The 19,797-nt window shown below is 65.6% G+C and carries 14 protein-coding genes, 1 tRNA gene and 2 pseudogenes; 9 read left to right on the top strand and 8 right to left on the bottom strand.

Annotation, left to right across the window (positions count from 1 at the left end; genetic code table 11):
- Window positions 1-61: 61 nt before the first annotated feature.
- On the top strand, window positions 62-982 hold the full coding sequence (locus OKW38_RS24475) for a LysR family transcriptional regulator (protein ID WP_187610861.1): 921 nt from the start codon (window positions 62-64) through the stop codon (window positions 980-982).
- A gap of 69 nt (window positions 983-1,051) precedes the next feature.
- Here OKW38_RS24475 and alaS read toward each other — a convergent pair whose 3' ends face one another.
- Window positions 1,052-3,688, bottom strand: coding sequence for an alanine--tRNA ligase (gene alaS / locus OKW38_RS24470; protein WP_187628024.1), 2,637 nt, complete (start codon window positions 3,686-3,688; stop codon window positions 1,052-1,054).
- A 289-nt stretch (window positions 3,689-3,977) separates the two neighbouring features.
- Between alaS and OKW38_RS24465 the strand changes: the two genes are divergently transcribed.
- The gene (locus OKW38_RS24465) at window positions 3,978-5,198 is read left to right on the top strand and encodes a CaiB/BaiF CoA transferase family protein (RefSeq protein WP_429363372.1); all 1,221 of its coding nucleotides are present in this window, start codon (window positions 3,978-3,980) and stop codon (window positions 5,196-5,198) included.
- 18 nt (window positions 5,199-5,216) lie between these two features.
- Here OKW38_RS24465 and OKW38_RS24460 read toward each other — a convergent pair whose 3' ends face one another.
- Both OKW38_RS24460 and ggt read right to left on the bottom strand, forming a co-directional pair.
- On the bottom strand, window positions 5,217-5,426 hold the full coding sequence (locus OKW38_RS24460; protein ID WP_429335044.1) for an RBBP9/YdeN family alpha/beta hydrolase: 210 nt from the start codon (window positions 5,424-5,426) through the stop codon (window positions 5,217-5,219).
- A gap of 55 nt (window positions 5,427-5,481) precedes the next feature.
- Window positions 5,482-7,278 carry a gamma-glutamyltransferase gene (gene ggt / locus OKW38_RS24455; protein WP_429363370.1) on the bottom strand — a complete coding sequence of 599 codons (1,797 nt, stop codon included), beginning with the start codon at window positions 7,276-7,278 and terminating at the stop codon, window positions 5,482-5,484.
- 350 nt (window positions 7,279-7,628) lie between these two features.
- On the opposite strand from ggt, the gene OKW38_RS24450 reads away from it, so the two are divergent.
- Both OKW38_RS24450 and OKW38_RS24445 read left to right on the top strand, forming a co-directional pair.
- Complete coding sequence (locus OKW38_RS24450) at window positions 7,629-9,338, top strand: glutamine--tRNA ligase/YqeY domain fusion protein (RefSeq protein ID WP_429335046.1); 1,710 nt, start codon at window positions 7,629-7,631, stop codon at window positions 9,336-9,338.
- 201 nt (window positions 9,339-9,539) lie between these two features.
- A complete protein-coding gene (locus OKW38_RS24445) occupies window positions 9,540-10,433 on the top strand; it encodes a transporter substrate-binding domain-containing protein (RefSeq protein ID WP_429363811.1) in 894 nt (297 codons plus the stop codon).
- A 16-nt stretch (window positions 10,434-10,449) separates the two neighbouring features.
- On the opposite strand, the gene OKW38_RS24440 is transcribed toward OKW38_RS24445, so the two are convergent.
- The 5 genes and pseudogenes from OKW38_RS24440 to OKW38_RS24420 all read right to left on the bottom strand — a co-directional run bounded on the left by OKW38_RS24440 (window position 10,450) and on the right by OKW38_RS24420 (window position 14,228).
- Complete coding sequence (locus OKW38_RS24440) at window positions 10,450-10,899, bottom strand: NUDIX hydrolase (protein WP_429363369.1); 450 nt, start codon at window positions 10,897-10,899, stop codon at window positions 10,450-10,452.
- Window positions 10,900-10,945: 46 nt separating this feature from the next.
- A complete protein-coding gene (locus OKW38_RS24435) occupies window positions 10,946-11,329 on the bottom strand; it encodes an RT0821/Lpp0805 family surface protein (RefSeq protein ID WP_090801080.1) in 384 nt (127 codons plus the stop codon).
- A gap of 115 nt (window positions 11,330-11,444) precedes the next feature.
- A pseudogene (locus OKW38_RS24430) lies at window positions 11,445-13,011 on the bottom strand (methyl-accepting chemotaxis protein).
- 190 nt (window positions 13,012-13,201) lie between these two features.
- Window positions 13,202-13,278, bottom strand: a tRNA-Arg gene (locus OKW38_RS24425).
- A 119-nt stretch (window positions 13,279-13,397) separates the two neighbouring features.
- Entirely contained in the window at window positions 13,398-14,228 is an 831-nt protein-coding gene (locus tag OKW38_RS24420; RefSeq protein ID WP_090801083.1) for an undecaprenyl-diphosphate phosphatase, read from the bottom strand.
- A gap of 586 nt (window positions 14,229-14,814) precedes the next feature.
- Between OKW38_RS24420 and OKW38_RS24415 the strand changes: the two genes are divergently transcribed.
- The 5 genes and pseudogenes from OKW38_RS24415 (at window position 14,815) to OKW38_RS24395 (ending at window position 19,774) form a co-directional block, all read left to right on the top strand.
- Window positions 14,815-15,723, top strand: coding sequence for an aldose epimerase (locus OKW38_RS24415; protein WP_429363367.1), 909 nt, complete (start codon window positions 14,815-14,817; stop codon window positions 15,721-15,723).
- 155 nt (window positions 15,724-15,878) lie between these two features.
- Window positions 15,879-16,638, top strand: a pseudogene (locus OKW38_RS24410) (peptidoglycan DD-metalloendopeptidase family protein).
- A gap of 94 nt (window positions 16,639-16,732) precedes the next feature.
- On the top strand, window positions 16,733-17,059 hold the full coding sequence (locus OKW38_RS24405) for a hypothetical protein (RefSeq protein WP_090801089.1): 327 nt from the start codon (window positions 16,733-16,735) through the stop codon (window positions 17,057-17,059).
- 997 nt (window positions 17,060-18,056) lie between these two features.
- The gene (locus OKW38_RS24400; RefSeq protein WP_090801091.1) at window positions 18,057-18,365 is read left to right on the top strand and encodes a DUF2288 domain-containing protein; all 309 of its coding nucleotides are present in this window, start codon (window positions 18,057-18,059) and stop codon (window positions 18,363-18,365) included.
- Between the two features lie 26 nt (window positions 18,366-18,391).
- Entirely contained in the window at window positions 18,392-19,774 is a 1,383-nt protein-coding gene (locus OKW38_RS24395; protein ID WP_429363809.1) for an MATE family efflux transporter, read from the top strand.
- Window positions 19,775-19,797: the final 23 nt, after the last annotated feature.

The following is a 19,797-nucleotide window of genomic DNA, read 5'->3' as shown; positions in this document are numbered from 1 at the left end:
CTTGACCTTTGAATCACGAAAAATGAATAATTATGATGTTATCCATCGCCCGGAGAGAATCATGGATCTGGCCGCTCTGACCATTTTTCGCGCGGTTGTGCGCGAAAACGGCGTGACGCGCGCCGCGGCGAAGCTCAATCGCGTGCAATCGAACGTAACCACGCGCATCAAGCAGCTCGAGGAACAGCTCGGCACCGAGCTATTCATCCGCGACGGCCGCCGCCTCGTGCTGACGCCGGCCGGCGAGACGCTGCTGCCCTACGCGGAACGGCTGCTCGCGCTCGCCGACGAGGCGCGGCACGCGGTGCGCGAGGATCGTCCGAGCGGGCGTCTGCGTCTCGGCACGATGGAAAGCGTCGCGGCGACGCGTCTACCGGGCCTGCTCGCGCAATATCACCAGCAATGGCCGGCCGTCGAACTGGAACTCGAGACCGGCACGACCGGCAGGCTGATCGAGCGGGTGCGCGAGTTCGAGGTCGATGCGGCGCTGGTCGCGACGCCGCTCGATCCGGCCACGCTCGGCGATCTGTTCGAGACCGTGCCGATCTTCCGCGAGGAACTCGTGATGCTGACGCCGCGCGGTCATCGGCCGATCCGCGAAGTGCGCGACATCGCGCTATCGACGCTGATCGCGTTCGAGCGGGGCTGCGCTTATCGCGCGTATATCGAGAAGTGGTATCTGGAGCACGGCACGCGGCCGCAACGGGTGCTGGAGCTCGGCTCGTATCACGCGATCGTCGCGTGCGTGGCGGCCGGAGCGGGCGTCGCGGTCGCACCGCGCTCGGTGCTCGATCTGCAGACCGACACGAGCAATATCGCGGTGCACGAATTGCCCGATATCGGCATGATCGACACGCTGCTGGTGTGGCGACGCGGGCATTTTTCGTCGGCGCTCAATGCGCTGCGACGCACGCTGGTGGCGTCGCAGGAAGGGACAGCCGAGGTGGATGCGGTGGCGTCCGCGGATGCGAATGTGGTCTGATCGTTGAATCCGCCCCGCCGACCAGGTTCGACGCAACCCGGTCGGCTTCAGCAAAAGCGACCATCAGAATCAAAGCTGCCCTTCGACCCAGCCCTTGACGCCCGCGAGCGCCGCCGGCAGGTTGGCCGGCTCGGTACCGCCGGCCTGCGCCATGTCCGGACGGCCGCCGCCCTTGCCGCCCACCTGCTGGGCCACGAAGTTGACCAGTTCGCCCGCCTTGACCTTCTTGCTGGCGTCGGCGGTCACACCCGCGATCAGGCTGACCTTGCCGCCTTCCACCGACGCGAGCACGATCGCCGCGCTCTTCAGCTTGTCCTTGAGCTTGTCGACCGTTTCGCGCAGCGTCTTCACGTCCGCGCCTTCGAGCGTCGCCGCGAGCACATGCACGCCGCCGATTTCGATCGCCTGGCCCGCGAGTTCGTCGCCCTGGCTCGACGCCATCTTCGACTTCAGCGCGCCCAGTTCCTTCTCGAGCGCCTTCACCTGGTCTTGCACCTGGCCGATGCGCTGCGTGAGTTCCGCCGGTTGTGCCTTCAGCGCGGCCGCGGCCGCGTTGACGCGCGCTTCGAGCTCCTGCACGTAGCGCACCGCGTTGTCGCCCGTGATCGCTTCGACGCGACGGATACCGGCCGCGACGCCGCCTTCCATCACGATCTTGAAGAAACCGATGTCGCCCGAGCGATTCACGTGCGTACCGCCGCACAACTCACGCGAGAAGCCGAGGTCGAGCACGCGCACTTCGTCGCCGTACTTTTCGCCGAACAGCGCCATTGCGCCGCCCTTCACCGCCTCGTCGTACGACATCACACGCACGATGCCGGGCGCGTTCGCCAGCACTTCGGCGTTGACGATTTCCTCGACGCGGCGGATCTGCTCGTCCGTCATCGGCGCGTTGTGGGCGAAGTCGAAGCGGGTCTTGTCGGCGTCGACGAGCGAGCCCTTCTGCTGCACGTGCGAACCGAGCACTTCGCGCAACGCCTTGTGCATCAGGTGCGTGGCCGAGTGGTTGCGCGCCGTGCGGGCGCGGCGCACCGCGTCGATTTCGGCCTTGACGATGTCGCCGAGCTTCAGCGTGCCCTGCTCGAGCGTGCCGTGGTGGCCGACCACGTCGGCCTGAACCTTCAGCGTATCGACGACCGCAAAGCGCGTGCTGGCGTTCGCGAGCACCCCCTGGTCGCCGACCTGGCCGCCCGACTCCGCGTAGAACGGCGTGTGATCGAGCACGACGACCGCCTGCTGGCCGGCCTGCGCCTGCTGCACCGACGCGCCATCGACGTACAGCGCGACGACCTTTGCGTCGTCGAAGACGATTTCTTCGTAGCCGTGGAAGGTGGTCTTCGCGCCCGAGTATTCGAGGCCCTGCGCCATCTTGAACTTGCCCGCCGCGCGAGCCTGCTCGCGCTGACGCGCCATCGCGTCGTCGAACGCGGATTCGTCGACCGTCACTTCGCGCTCGCGGCAGACGTCCGCGGTCAGGTCGAGCGGGAAGCCGTAGGTGTCGTGCAGCTTGAACGCGAGTTCGCCGTCGAGCGTCTTGCCGCTGGTTTTGCCACCTGCGGCGTCGAGATCGGCCAAAGCGGCTTCGAGAATCGACATGCCGTGTTCGATCGTCTCGAAGAAGCGCTCTTCTTCCTGACGCAGCACGTCGGTCACGCGCTGCTCGGCCTGCTTCAGTTCAGGGTAAGCGTCGCCCATCTGCGCGACGAGGTCGGCGACGAGGCGATGGAAGAACGAACCCTTCTTGCCGAGCTTGTAGCCGTGGCGGATCGCGCGGCGCACGATACGGCGCAGCACGTAGCCGCGGCCTTCGTTGCCCGGAATCACGCCGTCGACGATCAGGAACGAGCACGCGCGGATGTGATCGGCGATCACCTTCAGCGAGTTGTTGCCCAGATCGGTCACGCCGGTTTCGCGGCCAGCGGCTTGAATGAGCGCCTGGAACAGGTCGATCTCGTAGTTGCTGTGCACGTGCTGCAGCACCGCGGCGATGCGCTCGAGGCCCATGCCGGTGTCCACGCATTGCTTCGGCAGCGGCGTCATGTTGCCCTGCGCGTCGCGGTTGAACTGCATGAACACGAGGTTCCAGATTTCGATGTAGCGATCGCCGTCTTCCTCGGGCGATCCCGGCGGCCCGCCCCACACGTCCGGGCCGTGGTCGTAGAAGATTTCCGAGCACGGGCCGCACGGGCCGGTGTCGGCCATCTGCCAGAAGTTGTCCGATGCGTAGCGCGCGCCCTTGTTATCGCCGATGCGGACGATGCGCTCGACCGGCACGCCCACTTCCTTCGCCCAGATGTCGTGCGCTTCGTCGTCTTCTTGGTAGACGGTGACCCAGAGCTTGTCTTTGGGCAGCTGGTAGACGCCGGTCAGCAGTTCCCACGCGTAGTGGATCGCGTCGCGCTTGAAGTAGTCGCCGAACGAGAAGTTACCGAGCATCTCGAAGAACGTGTGGTGACGCGCGGTGTAGCCGACGTTCTCGAGGTCGTTGTGCTTGCCGCCGGCGCGCACGCTGCGCTGCGCGGTCGTGGCCCGCGAATACGGACGCGATTCCGCGCCGAGGAACACATCTTTGAACTGCACCATCCCCGAATTGGTGAAGAGCAGTGTCGGGTCGTTGCCGGGCACGAGGCTCGACGAACGGACGATCGTATGGCCCTTCGATTCGAAGAACTTGAGGAATTTCTCGCGGATTTCAGCGGCTTTCATAGCGGGCGGGGGGCGGTCCTGACGGTTCCTGACGGAGACTGGCGGTCGGTGGGATGCGCCAACTGTCGGTTTCTTTAAACGACTGATTATACGGGATCGGCAAGCGCGCGCGGCACCGCGCGCCGCCTGGTTGGCGCTCGCGTGTCCGCTCGTCCGATCCGCGCCATGACGTTCGGCTGACTGCGCCCGCGAGCGCGAATCGCTTAAGATGACTTCCACGAAACTTCGCGCGAAATAACGCATGGCAGCTCGCCGCGCGGCCTGCAACCATCAGGAGACATTCAGGAACATGGGCGCTCTCAGTCACATCCGCGTGCTGGATCTCACCCGCGTGCTCGCCGGTCCGTGGTGCGCGCAGACGCTCGCCGATTTCGGCGCCGACGTCATCAAGATCGAACGCCCCGAGGTCGGCGACGACACGCGCCACTGGGGGCCTCCCTATCTGAAAACGCCGGACGGCGCGGACACGCGCGAGGCCGCCTACTATCTCGCGGCGAACCGCAACAAGCGCTCGGTCACGCTCGACATCGCGTCGCCCGAGGGTCAGCGGATCGTGCGCGAACTGGCCGCGCAAAGCGACGTCGTGCTCGAGAACTACAAGGTCGGCCAGTTGAAGAAGTACGGCCTCGACTATGACTCGCTCAAAGAGGTCAAGCCCGACCTGATCTACTGCTCGGTCACGGGCTTCGGGCAGACCGGCCCGTATGCGCAGCGCGCCGGTTACGACTTCATCGTGCAGGGGATCGGCGGCTTCATGAGCATCACCGGCGAGCGTGACGCTCAGCCGGGCGGCGGCCCGCAGAAGGCCGGCGTCGCGATCGCCGACCTGATGACCGGCATGTACTCGACGATCGCGGTGCTGACCGCGCTCACGCACCGCGACCGCACGGGCGTTGGCCAATACATCGACATGGCGCTGCTCGACGTGCAGGTCGCGATGCTCGCCAACATGAACTCGAACTACCTCGCGAGCGGCCAGCCGCCGGCGCGCTGGGGCAATGCGCATCCGAACATCGTGCCCTACCAGACCTTCCAGACCAGCGACGGCTGGATCATCGTCGCGGTCGGCAACGACGGACAGTTCCGCAAGTTCGTCGAAGTGGGCGGCCGCCCGGAACTCGCCGACGACGAGCGTTTCGCAACCAACCCCGCGCGCGTGCGCAACCGCGAACTGCTCGTGCCGATGCTCGCGGACATGGTCCGCCTGCAGGGCAAGCAGCATTGGATCGCGGCGCTCGAAGCGGCCGGCGTGCCGTGCGGGCCGATCAACAACCTCGACGAAGTGTTCGACAACGAGCAGGTGGTCGCGCGCGGTCTGCAGGTCGATCTGCCGCATCCGTCGGGCGGCACGGTCAAGCTCGTGCGCAACCCGATCACCATGACCGGCACGCCGCCGCAGGCGCTGAGCCATCCGCCGCTGCTCGGCGAGCATACCGAGCGGGTGCTGAGCGACGTGCTCGGATACGACGCGCAGACGATTGCCGAGTTGAAGCGCAAAGCGGTGATCTGATCGAGCAGGCGGCGAGACTCAGCGCATCGCCGTTAGCGAAGCCAGCCAGCCGCGCCCCTCGTCCCAATCGTCGAGACCGCTGTCGGCGTTGATGTGGCCGCGCGCGCCGATCCCGATCCAGCGGCTGCCCCACGCGTTCGCGCAGGTTTGTGAAAACGGCACGCCGCCATAAGGATCGTCGCTGCTCGCCACCACGATCGTCGCAAACGGCGGTTGGTGTTCGCTCATCGTGCTTCCCCGTGTTCGGCTTATCGCCCGCTCGCGGGATAGCGCGGCGGGCCGTCTACCGTATCACGCGTGCCACGCCGCCACCACGGGGATCGCTCGCGGGCTCGGGGGTCGTGCCGTCCACGCGGATCATCTGCACGTCGCCGTTGAACGACTGCTGCTCGACCGTAAAGCCGAGCGCCTTCAATTGCGTGGCGAGCTCATCCGGCGCGGGACGGTACGGCTCGAAGTAGATCGTCTTTGGCGGCAGCAGTTGATGATGGAAACGCATCGCGGCGAGCGCGTCCGTCGGTGACATGTCGAAGTCGTACAGATTCGTCATCACCTGGAAGATCGTCGTCAGGATGCGAGAGCCGCCGGGCGTGCCGATCGCTAGCGCGATCTTGCCGTCCTTCAGCAGCAGCGTGGGCGTCATCGACGAAATCGGGCGGCGGCCCGGCGCGATCGCATCCGGCTCGGCATCGGCGGCGCCGGGTGTCGACGCCGCGCCGGTCGCGCCAGCGCCGGCTGGCTTGATCACGAAATCGTCCATCGCATCGTTCAGCAGGAACCCGCCGCCGTCCACCACGACGCCCGAGCCGAAATCGCCGTTCAGCGTGTAGGTGTTCGACACCGCGTTGCCCCATTTGTCGACCACCGAGAAATGCGTGGTTTGCGCCTTCTCCGTCGCCGCGCCGCCGTCGACACCGGGTTTCACCGTCGCGGCGGCCGGCGCTTCGTCGGCTTTGACTTCGGCCGCGCGCTGCGCGAGGTAGGCGTCGTCGATCAGCTTCGCGACCGGCACCGGCGATGCGTCCGGGTCGCCGATATAGTGCTGCCGGTCCGCGAACACGCGATCCTCGATCTGCGCGATCAGATGGATGTACGGCGCTGAATTCAACGCAAGGCCGTCGAACGCCGGCTGCAGATCGGCCCGCATCTTCAGCATCTGGATCAGCCCGAGGCCGCCCGAGCTCGGCGGCGGCGCGGTGATCACGCGGTAGCCGTGCCAGTCGGCCGCGAGCGGCTCGCGCCACAGAGCCTTGTACTGGCTCAGATCCTGGCTCGTGATCAGGCCGTGGCCGTACATCTGCGCGGCGATCATTTGAGCGGTGCGGCCCTCGTAAAACTCGCGGCCGCCGTCGCTCGCGATCCGCCCCAGCGTCTGCGCGAGTTCCGGTTGGCGCAGCATCGCGCCCGCCTTCAGGTTCGCGAAGTAGGCGTCGAAATTGGTTTTGCCGGCGAAACTCTTCGCGGCCGCGTCGCGTCGCTGCTGCAGCCGCGGGTCGACCTGGAAGCCGTCGGTCGCGTAATGGATCGCGGGCGCGAGCACCTGCTTCCATTTGAGCTTGCCGAAGCGCCGCTGCGCTTCCCACATGCCATCGACAGTGCCCGGCACGGCCACCGCGCGATGCCCGACCGTGCTCATGCCCGGCGCCACGTTGCCCTTGTCGTCGAGGTACATGTCGCGGGTCGCCTGCTGCGGCGCGCGCTCGCGATAGTCGAGAAAATACGGCTTGCCGTCGACCAGCAGCGTCATGAAACCGCCGCCGCCGAGGTTGCCCGCATCGGGCCGCGTGACGGCGAGCGTGAAGGCCATCGCGACCGCGGCATCGACCGCGTTGCCGCCTGCGGCGAAGATCTGCTGCGCGGTGTCAGCGCTGTAGCTATCCGGCGCGGCGACGGCCGACGCATCGAGCGCCGGCTTCGGCGCCGGTGTTTTCGCGGCGGCGGACAGCGGCGCGGCCACGTTCACGGCAAGCGCGGCAAACCAGGCCGAAGCGAGCACACGACGGTTACGGCAAGAAAATCGGGCGCTAGCCAAAGCGCGGGCAAAGGGCGCGCGAAACGCGCCGTGCGTCGGGACAGACATCCGATAAAACTCCGGCAACGAGGCGAGCATGGCGCACGAGCAGCGGAGCCTCGTGCAGGAAGATGAAGGACAGCGTGGACGGCTCGGGCAAGCCCGCCCCGCGCGAAGGCCCAGCACAGGCGCGCGGGCCGCGCGCAGCAGCGCATCCTAAGTCGGCGCGGCGCGCGTCTCCAACCCGTTTTACCTCCTGTTACAGCCCCGCGCGCCGGCTTCCCTGACTCCGGCAGCCGCGCCAAACCCACTGCGCCGTTGGCTGCGCGCCGCAACCACCTGCCGCGAACGGGCTCGTCAGGTAGAATTGACGGCTACACGGGCGCATTGCGCGCCCCCACGGACTCTCATCTTCTCGCATGAATACCGAACGCAACGACGCGCCCGCGACATCCAATTTCATCCGCAACATCATCGACGACGACAACCGCACCGGCAAATGGAGCCAGCGCGTCGAAACGCGCTTCCCGCCGGAGCCGAACGGCTATCTGCACATCGGTCACGCAAAGAGCATCTGCCTGAACTTCGGCGTCGCGCGCAGCTACGGCGGCGTGTGCCATCTGCGCTTCGACGACACCAATCCGGAGAAGGAAAGCGTCGAGTACGTCGAGTCGATCATCGACTCGGTGCGCTGGCTCGGCTTCGAATGGGAAAAGGACCGCACCGAGCATCTGTACTTCGCGAGCGACTACTACGACAAGCTGTACGAGTTCGCGGAGCTGCTGATCCAGCGCGGCAAGGCATACGTGGATAGCCAGTCGGCCGAGGAAATCCGCGCGAACCGCGGCTCGGCCACCGAAGTCGGCACGCCGTCGCGTTTCCGCGAGCGTTCGGTCGCGGAAAACCTCGACCTGTTCCGCCGCATGAAGGCGGGCGAGTTCAAGGAAGGCGAGCACGTGCTGCGCGCGAAGATCGACATGTCGTCGCCGAACTTCAACATGCGCGACCCGGTCATCTACCGCATCCGTTTCGCGCATCACTACCGTACCGGCGACACCTGGTGCGTGTACCCGATGTACGACTACACGCACTGCATCTCGGACGCGCTCGAAAACATCACGCATTCGCTGTGCACGCTCGAATTCGAAGACCACCGCCCACTGTACGACTGGATCCTGAACGAACTCGCCGAGGCCGGTGTCTTCGGGCGTCCGCTGCCGCAGCAAATCGAGTTTTCGCGCCTGAACCTGACCTATGCGATCACCAGCAAGCGCAAGCTGCTGCAACTCGTCAACGAAGGCCATGTGGAAGGCTGGGACGACCCACGCATGCCGACCATCGTCGGCGTGCGCCGGCGTGGCTTCACGCCCGAGTCGATCCAGCTGTTCTGCGAGCGCATCGGCGTGACCAAGGTCGACTCGTGGATCGACATGAGCGTGTTCGAAGGCGCGCTGCGCGACGATCTCGACGAGAAGGCGCCGCGCATCGCCGCCGTGCTCGATCCGGTCAAGCTGATCATCGACAACTTCCCCGAACGCCTTACCGAGCCGTGCCACGCACCGGTGCATCCGCATCATCCGGAACAGGGCATGCGCGAGTTTCCGATTTCGCGCGAGCTGTGGATCGAGCGCGAGGACTTCACGCAGACACCGCCGAAGGGCTACTTCCGCCTGTTCCCCGGCAACAAGGTGCGGCTGCGCTACGGCTACGTGATCGAATGCACGCACGCGGACAAGGACGAGAACGGCAATATCGTCGCGGTGCACTGCAACTACTTCCCGGACAGCAAATCGGGCACCGAAGGCGCGAACAATTACAAGGTCAAGGGCAACATCCACTGGGTCAGCGCGGCGGCCGCGTGCCCGGCCGAAGTGCGCATCTACGACCGGCTGTTCAAGGAACCGCAACCGGACGCCGGCGGCCGCGACTTCCTCGAAGCGCTGAATCCGGACTCGAAACGCGTGGTCCAGGCCTACCTCGAAACCGGCGCGCGCCATGCGCTGCCGGAGCAGCGCTACCAGTTCGAGCGCCACGGCTACTTCGTCGCCGACCGCGTCGATTCGAAGCCGGGTAAGCCCGTATTCAACCGCATCGTCAGTCTGCGCGACAGTTGGGGCAAGCCGGCCTGAGCCCGCGCCAGCGAGGGCCCGGCGTTGCGGGCCCATCCGGGTTGCCGGATGTTTCGATCGACACTCACTGCGCGCTCGCCTGAGCGCGCCGGTCCGGGAGGTCCGATGAAGGTTGCAGACCGCCACGGGGAAGGGTCTGAAGGTAGGGTTCGCATCGCACGGAGCGCGTGCGGCTCACGCTTCCCGCGTCTGCTGCGCGGCATGCACAGCGTGCTGCTTACGCTGGCCGCCTGCGGCGTGCTCGCGTTCACCGGCCCCGCCCGCGCGGATGAACTGACCGGCACGCTGAGAAAGATCCACGACGACGGCGTCGTCGTGCTCGGCGTGCGAGAGGCGTCGATCCCGTTCTCGTACTTCGACGGCAAGCGCACGGTCGGCTACTCGCAGGCGATCGCGATGCAGATCGTCGATGAAATCAGGAAAACGCTCGGCATGGCGCAGCTGCGCGTTCACGAAGTCACGGTCACGTCGTCGAACCGCATGCCGATGCTGCTGAACAACCAGATCGATCTCGAATGCGGCTCGACCACGCACACGGTCGAGCGCGAAAACGTCGCTGCGTTTTCAGACAGCTTTTTCCAGTACGCGGTGCGCATGATCACGCGCAGGAACAGCGGCATCACCGATTTCCCCGATCTGGCCGGCAAGCCGGTCGTGACGACCGCGGGCACGTCCGACGAGCGCCTGCTGCGCAGCCTCAACACCGACAAGCAGTTGAACATGCGCATCATGAGCGTGCGCGACCATCAGGACGCCTTCAACAAGATGGAGGACGGTCACGCGGTGGCGTTCGTGATGGACGAGCCGATCGTCTACGGTTTCAAGGCGACCGACCCGCATCCCGACGATTTCATCGTGACGGGCACGCCGCTTGGCTACGAGGTTTATGCGTGCATGTTCCGCAAGGGCGACGAGCCGTTCCGCGCGCTCGTGAATCGCGTGATCGTGCGCTCGCAGACGTCCGGCGACGCCGAGCGTCTGTATCGGCAGTGGTTCACGCAGCCGATTCCGCCGCATGGCATCAACGTCAATTTCCCGCTGTCGGAGCAGAACCGCGCGTTGTTCGCGCATCCGAACGACCACGCGCTCGATTGAAGGCGGCGTGCGCCGGCTATAGCGACCGGTGCAACTCCGCGAGCGACAGCGTCGTCTCGAAGAGCCGCGTCAGACTACGGCTCGCATAGCGCGGCACCTCTTCGATCGACGCCCAGCGGTAGTCGTCCATTTCGGGGATCAGCGTGCCGTCCGAGCGGCGCGGAAACAGCGACGTGCAGGTGCACCTGCTCAGATCGAGCTCGCCGGCACCCGCGCGCGCCGCGAACAGATGCAGGTCCTTGTCGCGCCGGTAGACGAACAGGCCGAGATCCTTCAGCCGATCGGCCTCGAGCGCGATGCCGGTTTCCTCGACCAGCTCGCGCAGCGCCGTCACGTGCGGCGCCTCGCCGTCCTCGCCCTGGCCTTTCGGGATGTCCCAGTGCGTCGTTTCGGTGGCATGCGCGAGCAGCACGCGTCCGTCGGGATCGAGCAGCACGATCCCGCACGAGACGATTCGCGGGCTCATCGCGCAGCCTCACTGCATGCATCTCTCGCGCCGCGCTCACGCATGCTCAACGCTTCTGCAACTGCCAGGCACCGCCTTCCTTGCAGAAGTTCGGACGCAGGTTCATCGATTGCCCTTTCGCATTGAGTACGACCCCGAGGGTGCGGCAGGTGCGTCCGCCGTCGGTCGAGGTGCTGTCCATCGAGATGGTCGCGTCGATCTTCACGCTATTGCCGGTGCCGTCGTTGACCCACGTAAAACTCTCGCCGTCCTTCCTGTCATTGAGCGCGCTCATGACCGCATGCTTGATCGAGGCGTTGTCACGCTGTCTCATATAGGTGATCGGCGTGTCGCTCAGAAAGCCGAGGTTCGCGGCTTGCGCGCCGATCGCCGCACCGAGCAGGAGGCTCGCGGCACTGAGGTGGAACAGCACACGGGTTCGCGTCGACATGTAGGACTCTCCTCGAAGTGTGCACGGCGCGCACGGGCGCACGGCGGCTTTTGATCCTGACCTCAAAAGCATAGCATGCACACTTCGGCAGGCAGCGCGCCCATCGATGCGGCCATCAACGCGCGGCGGCCGTCCCCTGCAGGCGGAACGTGTTGACGACGTCGCGCAGCATCTGCGCCTGCTCCTGCATCGACTGCGCGGCGGCCGCCGCCTGTTCGACCATCGCCGCGTTCTGCTGCGTGGTCTCGTCCATCTGCGCGATCGCGAGATTGACCTGCTCGATGCCGCGGCTCTGCTCGTCGGACGCGGCGGAAATCTCGCTGATGATGTCGGTCACGCGCTTCACCGCATCGACGAGCGACTCCATCGTGCCGCCCGCCTTCTCGACGAGCGTCTTGCCGCTGCCGACGCGCGCGACCGAATCCTCGATCAACGTCTTGATCTCCTTGGCCGCGTCGGCGCTGCGGCGCGCGAGGTTGCGCACCTCGCCCGCGACGACCGCGAAGCCGCGGCCCTCCTCGCCGGCGCGCGCGGGCTTCGACGGCCGCGTTCAGCGCGAGGATGTTGGTTTGAAACGCGATGCTTTCGATCACGCCGATGATATCGACCACCCGCGCCGAGCTCGCCGCGATGCTCTGCATGTTCGCGACGACGTGCTGCACGGCCTCGCCGCCCTCGCCCGCGAGCTGCGACGCCGAGCGCGCCATGCGATTGGCCTGCAGCGCGTTGTCGGCGTTCTGCTTGACGGTCGCCGTCAGCTGCTCCATGCTCGCGGCCGTTTCGCCGAGCGACGACGCCTGCTGTTCCGTTCGCGCCGACAGATCGAGATTGCCCGCGGCGATCTCTTCGGCCGCGACCGTGATCGTTTCGGTGCCGCCGCGAATGCGCCGGATCGCGTCGGCGAGGCGGCTTTGCATGCGCTGCATCGCGTACAGCATGCTTTCCTGATCGTCGCCGGCCAGCGTGACCGGGCACGACAGATCGCCGTCTGCGATCGTCTCCGCGACGCTCGCTGCATAGGCGGGCTCGCCGCCGAGACTGCGCTTCACGTTGCGGATGATCAGCACGAGCGCGACGGTGCTGAAGCTGCCGATCGCGAGGATCGTCAGCAGATAGCGCAGCAGGTCGGCGCGGAACGCCGCGTCGATGTCGTTGACGTAGACACCCGAAATCAGATACCAGTCCCACGCGGCAAAGCGCTTGACGAAGCTGATCTTCGGCACGCGCTCGTTGTTGCCGGCGAGGCGGCCCATGTAATCGACGAAGCCCTGCCCGTGCGCCTGCGCGACCTTGACCATTTCGACGAACAGCAGCTTGCCGTCGCTGTCCGCGTAGTGCGACACGTCCTTGTTGCGCAGATCGGCGAGCATCGGATGCATGATCACGACCGGCGTGGCAGTCGACACGATCATGTAGCCGCTGCCGGGGTAGCGCATCGCGGACAGCCGCGCCAGCGCCTGCTGCCGCGCCTGTTCGGGCGTCAGCTCGTGCTGGTCGGCGCGCTGCGCGTAGTCGGCGACGATGCCGTAGGCGCTTTCCACGACGTTCTGCACCGCCGACTTGCGCTCGGCCAGCATCGTCGCGCGCGACTGCCATGCGGCCCAGCCGCCGAGGCCGAGCAGGCCGAGCCACGTAATCAGCAGCGCGAGCCAGAGTTTGGTGTTGAGGCTAAGTCGGTTCACGCTGATTCCTCCATCGCGGCGCGTCACACGGTTCTGTTGGATTAACGGCGCCGCGCGCGATTTCCTGAGTCGGGAAACACCCGAAGCGAGCCGTACGAACACGCGACAGCCTGACAGCCACCGGGCGCGCAACATGGCACAAAAACAAAAAAGGGTTACAGGCGCGAAACCTGTAACCCTTCGATGATTCTGGTACGGCAGGAGGGGCTCGAACCCCCGACCCTCGGCTTAGAAGGCCGATGCTCTATCCAGCTGAGCTACTGCCGTATGGATCGATATCTGCATGAAACCGGCACTCGCGGCGAGCCGCCCGATTTCCCACAAACTAAAATTCTAACTGACCTGCAACCAACCGGGCCCGGATTATAACCGATCGCCCGGCGCGCTCAGACCGGCTGCGGATGCAGCATGAACCAGCCGAGGAACAGGATCCCCGCGACCGCGCAGTACGCGCCGAACGACGCGAGACGTCCGCGGCCTTCGAAATAGCGCATCAGGAAACGTACGCTCAGGTACGCTGCGATCGCGGTCAGCACGCCGCCGAGCACCGCGTCGGCAAGCTGGCTCGGCGCGTGAAGCAGCTTCGGCAGTTCGAGTACGCCAGCCGCGAAAATGATCGGCGTGCCGAGCAAGAACGAAAACTCGGCGGCTTTCTCGGTGGTGAGGCCGGCCGCATTGCCGGCGATCATCGTCAGGCCACTGCGCGAGAAGCCCGGAATCAGCGCGCCGATCTGCGCGAGGCCGACGAAGAACGCCTGGCGCAACGTCAGCTTTTCCGGCGGTTGATGCGCGCGCGCGCGTTGCAGACGATCGCCGAACCACAGCAGCACGCCATTCACGATCAACGCAATCGCGACGATCCGCAGATCATGAAAAAGCGCCTCGAGGCGCTTTTCCAGCACGAGACCGACGAGGCCCGCCGGAATCGTACCGATGATCAGCGCCCACATCATGTGACCGTCGTCGTTGCGGCGGCCGCCGAGCGACGCTAAGAAACCGCGCACCAGCGCGTACCAGCGCGCGCGGAAGTACCACAGCAGCGCGAACGCGGTGCCGAGATGCAGGGCGACGAGGAACGGCAGCAGTTGCGGCGCATGCTTGTCGATATGCATGTCGAACAGGGCTGGCACGAGCAGCGTGTGGCCAAGGCTGCTCACCGGAAACAGTTCGGTAACGCCTTGCAGCACGCTCAGAAAAATGAGAAACGACAGGTTCACGCGGCGGTCCTTGTAAGCAAAGTGTCGAGAACTGCGCGCCGCACAAAAGGGGGAGCCGGCGCGTCAAAGGCGCACCGATTATGCCTGGCTACACACCCAGCGCCAAGCGGTTAGGCCACATTCGGAGAGATATTGACGCGCCGCGTCACAACTCGACACCGTTGTTACGCGAGAGCAAGAAAGCGGGCGGCGGATTCGTCGCGCGCGTGCTGCGAAAGCAGGGAATGAAACCAGCGGATCAGCGCTTGAGAGAGTGGAAGAAGTAGTACGTGCTGGCGGTGAATATACCGAATAAGGCCACCGCCATTGCCGTTGCGAGATCCATGATGCCTCCTGAGCCGATTCGCCCGGGAGTCGGATGGACCGGACGCTCCGACGGATTATCAATAGGATTCTCCCTTTTCCGACACCCGCAATTTCCCGGGAAGGGTTTCCCCGTAGCGCAAAGCAGCGCAAAATCGCGGTTTCGCCGCGCGAGACGCAGTCGCAGCGAATGGCGCAAAACGCCGCTTCCATGCAGATGCAACGGCCGACCCACGCGGCCGCTTTGCGCGACCCTCAACCTCTATCTGGCTAGCTATTGACCATGCCCCTCTCCCCGGAACAGGACATTCTCGAGATCGCCCAGGACGCCTCGGTGCTCCGTTTTTCGCCGCAAGCCGGCGGCCGTCTGCTGTCGTGGACGATCGACGGCGAAGAGGTGATTCACTGGCCCGAGCACGCCGACTGGAGCGTGCCCGCGCGGATTCGCGGCGGCAATCCGCTGCTGTTTCCATTTCTCGGCCGTCATCGCGTCGACGGCAAGATCGGCTATTGGCGTGACGCGCGGGGCACCGTGCGCGAGTTGCCGATGCACGGCTTCGCGCGCGACCTGCCGTTCGAGCCTCACGCCGACGTGCATGGCGCCGGCCTGCGGATGGTTCTGACCGACAGTGAAGCGACCCGCGGCTCCTATCCGTTCGGCTTCCGCTTCGAGGCCGCCTACGAGCTCATCGATCCGCGCACGCTCGACGTGACGCTGACCACCACCAATACCGGCGACGCGCGCCTGCCCTACTACGCCGGCCATCACTTCTACTTCACGCTGCCGCACACGCAGCGCGCGCAGACGACGCTCGAACTGCCGCGCACCGAGCGGTGCCGTCAGCTCGAGGACGGCTCGATCAGCCCCGCCGAGCCGGGCGAAGCGAGCTACACGCTCGACGAAGACCGCATCTACGACCGCTTCCATTGCCTGACCGGCACGCCCGATCGACCGGTGAGGGTCGAGGCGCCGGGCATCGATCGCGTGATCACGATCGATCTGCAGCGGCCCGGCTCGGTGCCCTGGTACGCGGTGACGACGTGGACTGAAACGCCGCAGTCGGACTTTTACTGCGTGGAGCCGTGGCTCGGGTTGCCCGATGCGATCCACAACGGCCGAGGTTTGCGCTGGCTCGAGCCGGGACAAACCGAAACGGCGGCACTGCGCATTGCCGTCGAGAAGACGAACTGATACGCCGGCGCCGGCGGCGAGCCGCTCGAAGCGGCCGCCCGCCACTTCGCTCCCCTCGCCGGGGGGGGCGCAACACAAAACCGTTAGAATCGAACGCTTTGTCAGTCTGTGCCGCGTGATCGGGATCAGCGCGCGGCAGTGCTTTGCGAGGTCCAATGCTGGAAACGACAAGAATCAAACGACTCGGCTGCGCGGCATTGCTCGCGCTGCTCGCCGCGTGCGGGTCGGCGCCGGTGGGGCCGGGTTACTACCGGGTCGAACGGGGCGACACGCTGTCGAAAATCGCGCGCGGCAACCGGCAATCGGTGCAGAACATCGCACGCTGGAACAACCTGACCAATCCCGACAGTATCGAGGTCGGCCAGGTGCTGCGCGTCGCGCCACCGGGCGGCGCGGCGTCGACGAGCGGCGCGGCGTCGACGAGCGGCGCGGCGTCGACGAGCGGCGCGATCCGCAGCGGCGGTGGCGGTAGCAGCAGTGGCAGCGCGAGCGCGGCGGCCGCGCCGCGTCCTGCGCCCGCGGACACTGCGCCGGCGACCGCGCCCGCGCCGATCTCGCTGGTATGGCCGGCCGACGGCACGGTGTTCCGCCGTTTCGACGGCGGCAACTCGAAGGGTATCGATATTGCCGCGGCGGCCGGCAACGCCCATCGTCGCGGCGGCGCCTGGCACCGTCGTCTATGCGGGCAACGGTCTGCGCGGCTACGGCAATCTGCTGATCCTCAAGCACAACGCCGACTATCTGACCGCTTACGCGCATAACCGCGCGCTGTTGGTGAAGGAAGGCGAATCGGTCAAGCGCGGCCAGAAAATCGCCGAAATGGGCGACACCGATACCGATCGCGTAATGCTGCATTTCGAACTGCGCTACCAGGGCCGTTCGATCGATCCGTCGAAACAACTGCCACCGCGCTAGGCGGCGGGCGCGGGAACCCGCCGTGCTATAAACGCTCAATTCGAAGCGGCGTGGCTGCGCGCCACGCCCTTCCGTTATTTGCAAGGAATCTGAAATGAAAAGCCCATTGGCGCGCGTCGCGGCGGCTGCGACGATCAGTCTTGGCCTCCTGACGCTCGGCGGCCTCGGCGGCTGCTCGACCACGACCACGATGACCTATCTGCCGAGCGGCGACACCGGCTTCGCGATCAACTGCAGCGGCAGCGATGCCAGCACGAGCTGGGCCGAGTGCTACAAGCGCGCGGGCGAAACCTGCGGCAACTACGGCTACGACGTGGTTTCGAAAGACGTCGACAACGGCGCGACGTCGGGCGGCACGATCGGTGGGATTTTCGGCGCGAATGTGAAAAACCGTTCGATGGTCATCCGCTGCAAGCAGTAAAAGGCCGCGCGCCGTGCGGCCCGCGCGGCCGCCGAGCGGCAGAGCGTCACCGCTTAGCGGCGTCGCCAGCGCCCGGAGCGCGGATCGATGCGCGCGGCGAAGCACACCAGCAACGCGAGCGCGATTAGCCACACGCCGACAAAAATGATCACCCCGGTCATGAGTCTCACGCCGAAACAAATAATCCGCCATCATCGGCCGCACATGTGAATTCGCGGTGAAGATCGCTGCGGCAGGTTAAACATCCGCGTAAATCCATTCAAAAAAAAGCCCGGCACGAGGCCGGGCTAACGGGGGTTCGGCGCATATCGGCAAAGGACCGGTTCACCATGCGCCAGAACGAAATCTAACAATCTGCATTTCCAAGCGCAATGGATTAATTTTGCGGCCAATGTTACACGGCGTACGGATTCCGCAATCCGTGAATCGGAAATGTCGGAATCAGACCGGCTTAATGCGCCGCAGCTGGGATACTCCACACGCCAAATCATTCAAACCAGGAATGTCGGAGTATCGCACCGGCTAATGCTCCTGGGCTATCGGCGGAAAGTCCCGCCGAACCAGCAGAGGAAAGACGTCTGGCCGAATAACACTAACTCATTCGGCAATAACGCCGCTTTGGCTTGCGAATATTAACTTGGTGCGCAAACGCACGTAACGCATCGATTAGTCGCGGCAGCTATTCCGAATAAGCGCCGATACGTTTTCACAACAAATTCGCGAATAGTGAAATCTTTAACATTGACAATTCCGCCGACAATATTGAAACCGCATTCAAACTCGTTTCAGTTTTGAATATTCGGACGATTAATAGCCGGTGCTGATGGGCGGCACGCCTCGTGTGCCGCCGTCGTTGAATCCGCCGGCATCCAGGTTCAGAATCCGATTCAGTCCGCGCTGCATAAAAGGCCGCCCGGCGCGTTGCGCAAGGCCGCCACGCGGCCCGCCGGTCCTTGCCAATAGTTTATAGTGACGGCCCCGTCCGACCCTGTCCACGATGACTTCCAACGACGCCTCCCAAAGCCCCCTTTATGCGAAGCTGCTCGGCGAAACCGCCAAGATCGGCTGGAGCGAACTCGAACGTTTTTTTGCGCGCGGCATACTGCTGCACGTCGCGCGCGACCTCGATCTCGTGAGCGTCGCCGAGGCAATCGCCAACGACGACACCACCCGGGTCGCCCAATGGTTGTCCTCCGGCCTCGTCGTGCGCGTTCAGTCGGAGACGGCCGCCGATTTCGCCGCGCGCGACCCCGAGCTGTGGGCCGTCGTCGTCTCTCCTTGGGTGTGCGTGCAGGAGCGCTCTTGAACGACGCGAGGACGCCCGATGCCGGTATGCCCGATGCCGGTATGCCCCCCGCCGCGCGATCCGAAACCGCCTCACACCCAGCCAGCGCGCCCGCGCTGCCGGTGCGCTGGCATCGCCGGGTGCTCGCGCTCGCGTTGCCGATCGTCCTCGCGAATCTGACGCAACCGATCCTCGGCGCGGTCGACACCGCCGTCGCTGGTCATCTGGACAGCGCCTCTTACCTCGGCGGCGTCGCGCTCGGCGGCCTCTTCTTCAACTTCGTGTTCTGGGGCTTCGGCTTCCTGCGCATGGGCACGACCGGCCTCGTCGCGCAGGCGCACGGCGCGGGCCGCAGCGACGAGTTGCGCAACACCGTCGTGCGCGCACTGCTGATGGCGGCCGCGATCGGCGCACTGGTGCTGCTCGTGCAGCAACCGCTGATCGACTATGCGCTGCGGGCGATCGGCGGCAGCGACGCCGTGCAGCGGCACGCGCAGGTTTATTGCCACGCGCGCATCTGGGCCGCGCCGCTCGCGCTCGGCAACTACGTGATACTCGGCTGGCTGCTCGGCACGCAGCAGGTGCGGCTCGCATTGCTGTCGCAGGTCTTCATCAACAGCGTGAACATCGCCGCGGTGCTGCTGTACGTGTACGCGTTTCATTGGGGCGTGGCCGGCATCGGTGCGGCTACCGCGACCGCCGACGCGCTCGGCTTCGTGCTCGGGCTCGCCCTGCTATGGCACGGCAGGCCGCGCGGCCTGCCCGCGCTGAATCGCGCCGCCTTGTTCGACGCCGCCGCGCTGAAGCGGCTCGTCGTGCTCAATCGCGACATCTTCGTGCGCACGCTGTGCCTGCTGTCGTCGTTCGGCTGGTTCGCGCATCTCGGCGCGCGGCAAGGCGACGCGACGCTCGCCGCGAATGCATTGCTACTCAATTTCCAGACCTTCATGGCGTACGGGCTCGACGGTTTCGCGCACGCGGCCGAGGCGCTGGTCGGCGCGGCGATCGGTGCGCGCGATCGTCACGCGTTCGCGCAGGCGGTCAAGGTCACCGCGCTGTGGTCGGCGCTCGGCGCGATCGGCTTCTCGTGCGTGTACTGGGGCGCGGGCGCGTGGATCATCGAGCGGCTGACCGATCAGGCCGCCGTGCGTGCCGCGGCCGAAACCTATCTGCCGTGGGCGGCGCTGTCGCCGGTCATTTCGGTGTGGGGCTTCCTGCTCGACGGCGTGTTCATCGGCGCGACGCGAACGCGCGAGCTGATGATGTCGATGGCGGTGTCGCTTGCGGTGTTCGTGGCGGCGTCGTCGGCATTGCTCGCGTGGCACGGCAATCACGGGCTGTGGATCGCGCTGCTGATCTTCATGGCCACGCGTGGCGCAACGCTCGCGCGTTACCTGCCGGGCGTGTCGCATGGGATTGCGGCTGCCTAGCGCGGTGCGCTGCGCACCCGCTC

The organism is Paraburkholderia sp. MM5496-R1 (genome assembly GCF_050436205.1).
Lineage (GTDB): Bacteria > Pseudomonadota > Gammaproteobacteria > Burkholderiales > Burkholderiaceae > Paraburkholderia > Paraburkholderia tuberum.
This window is presented reverse-complemented; position numbering and strand designations above follow the sequence as displayed.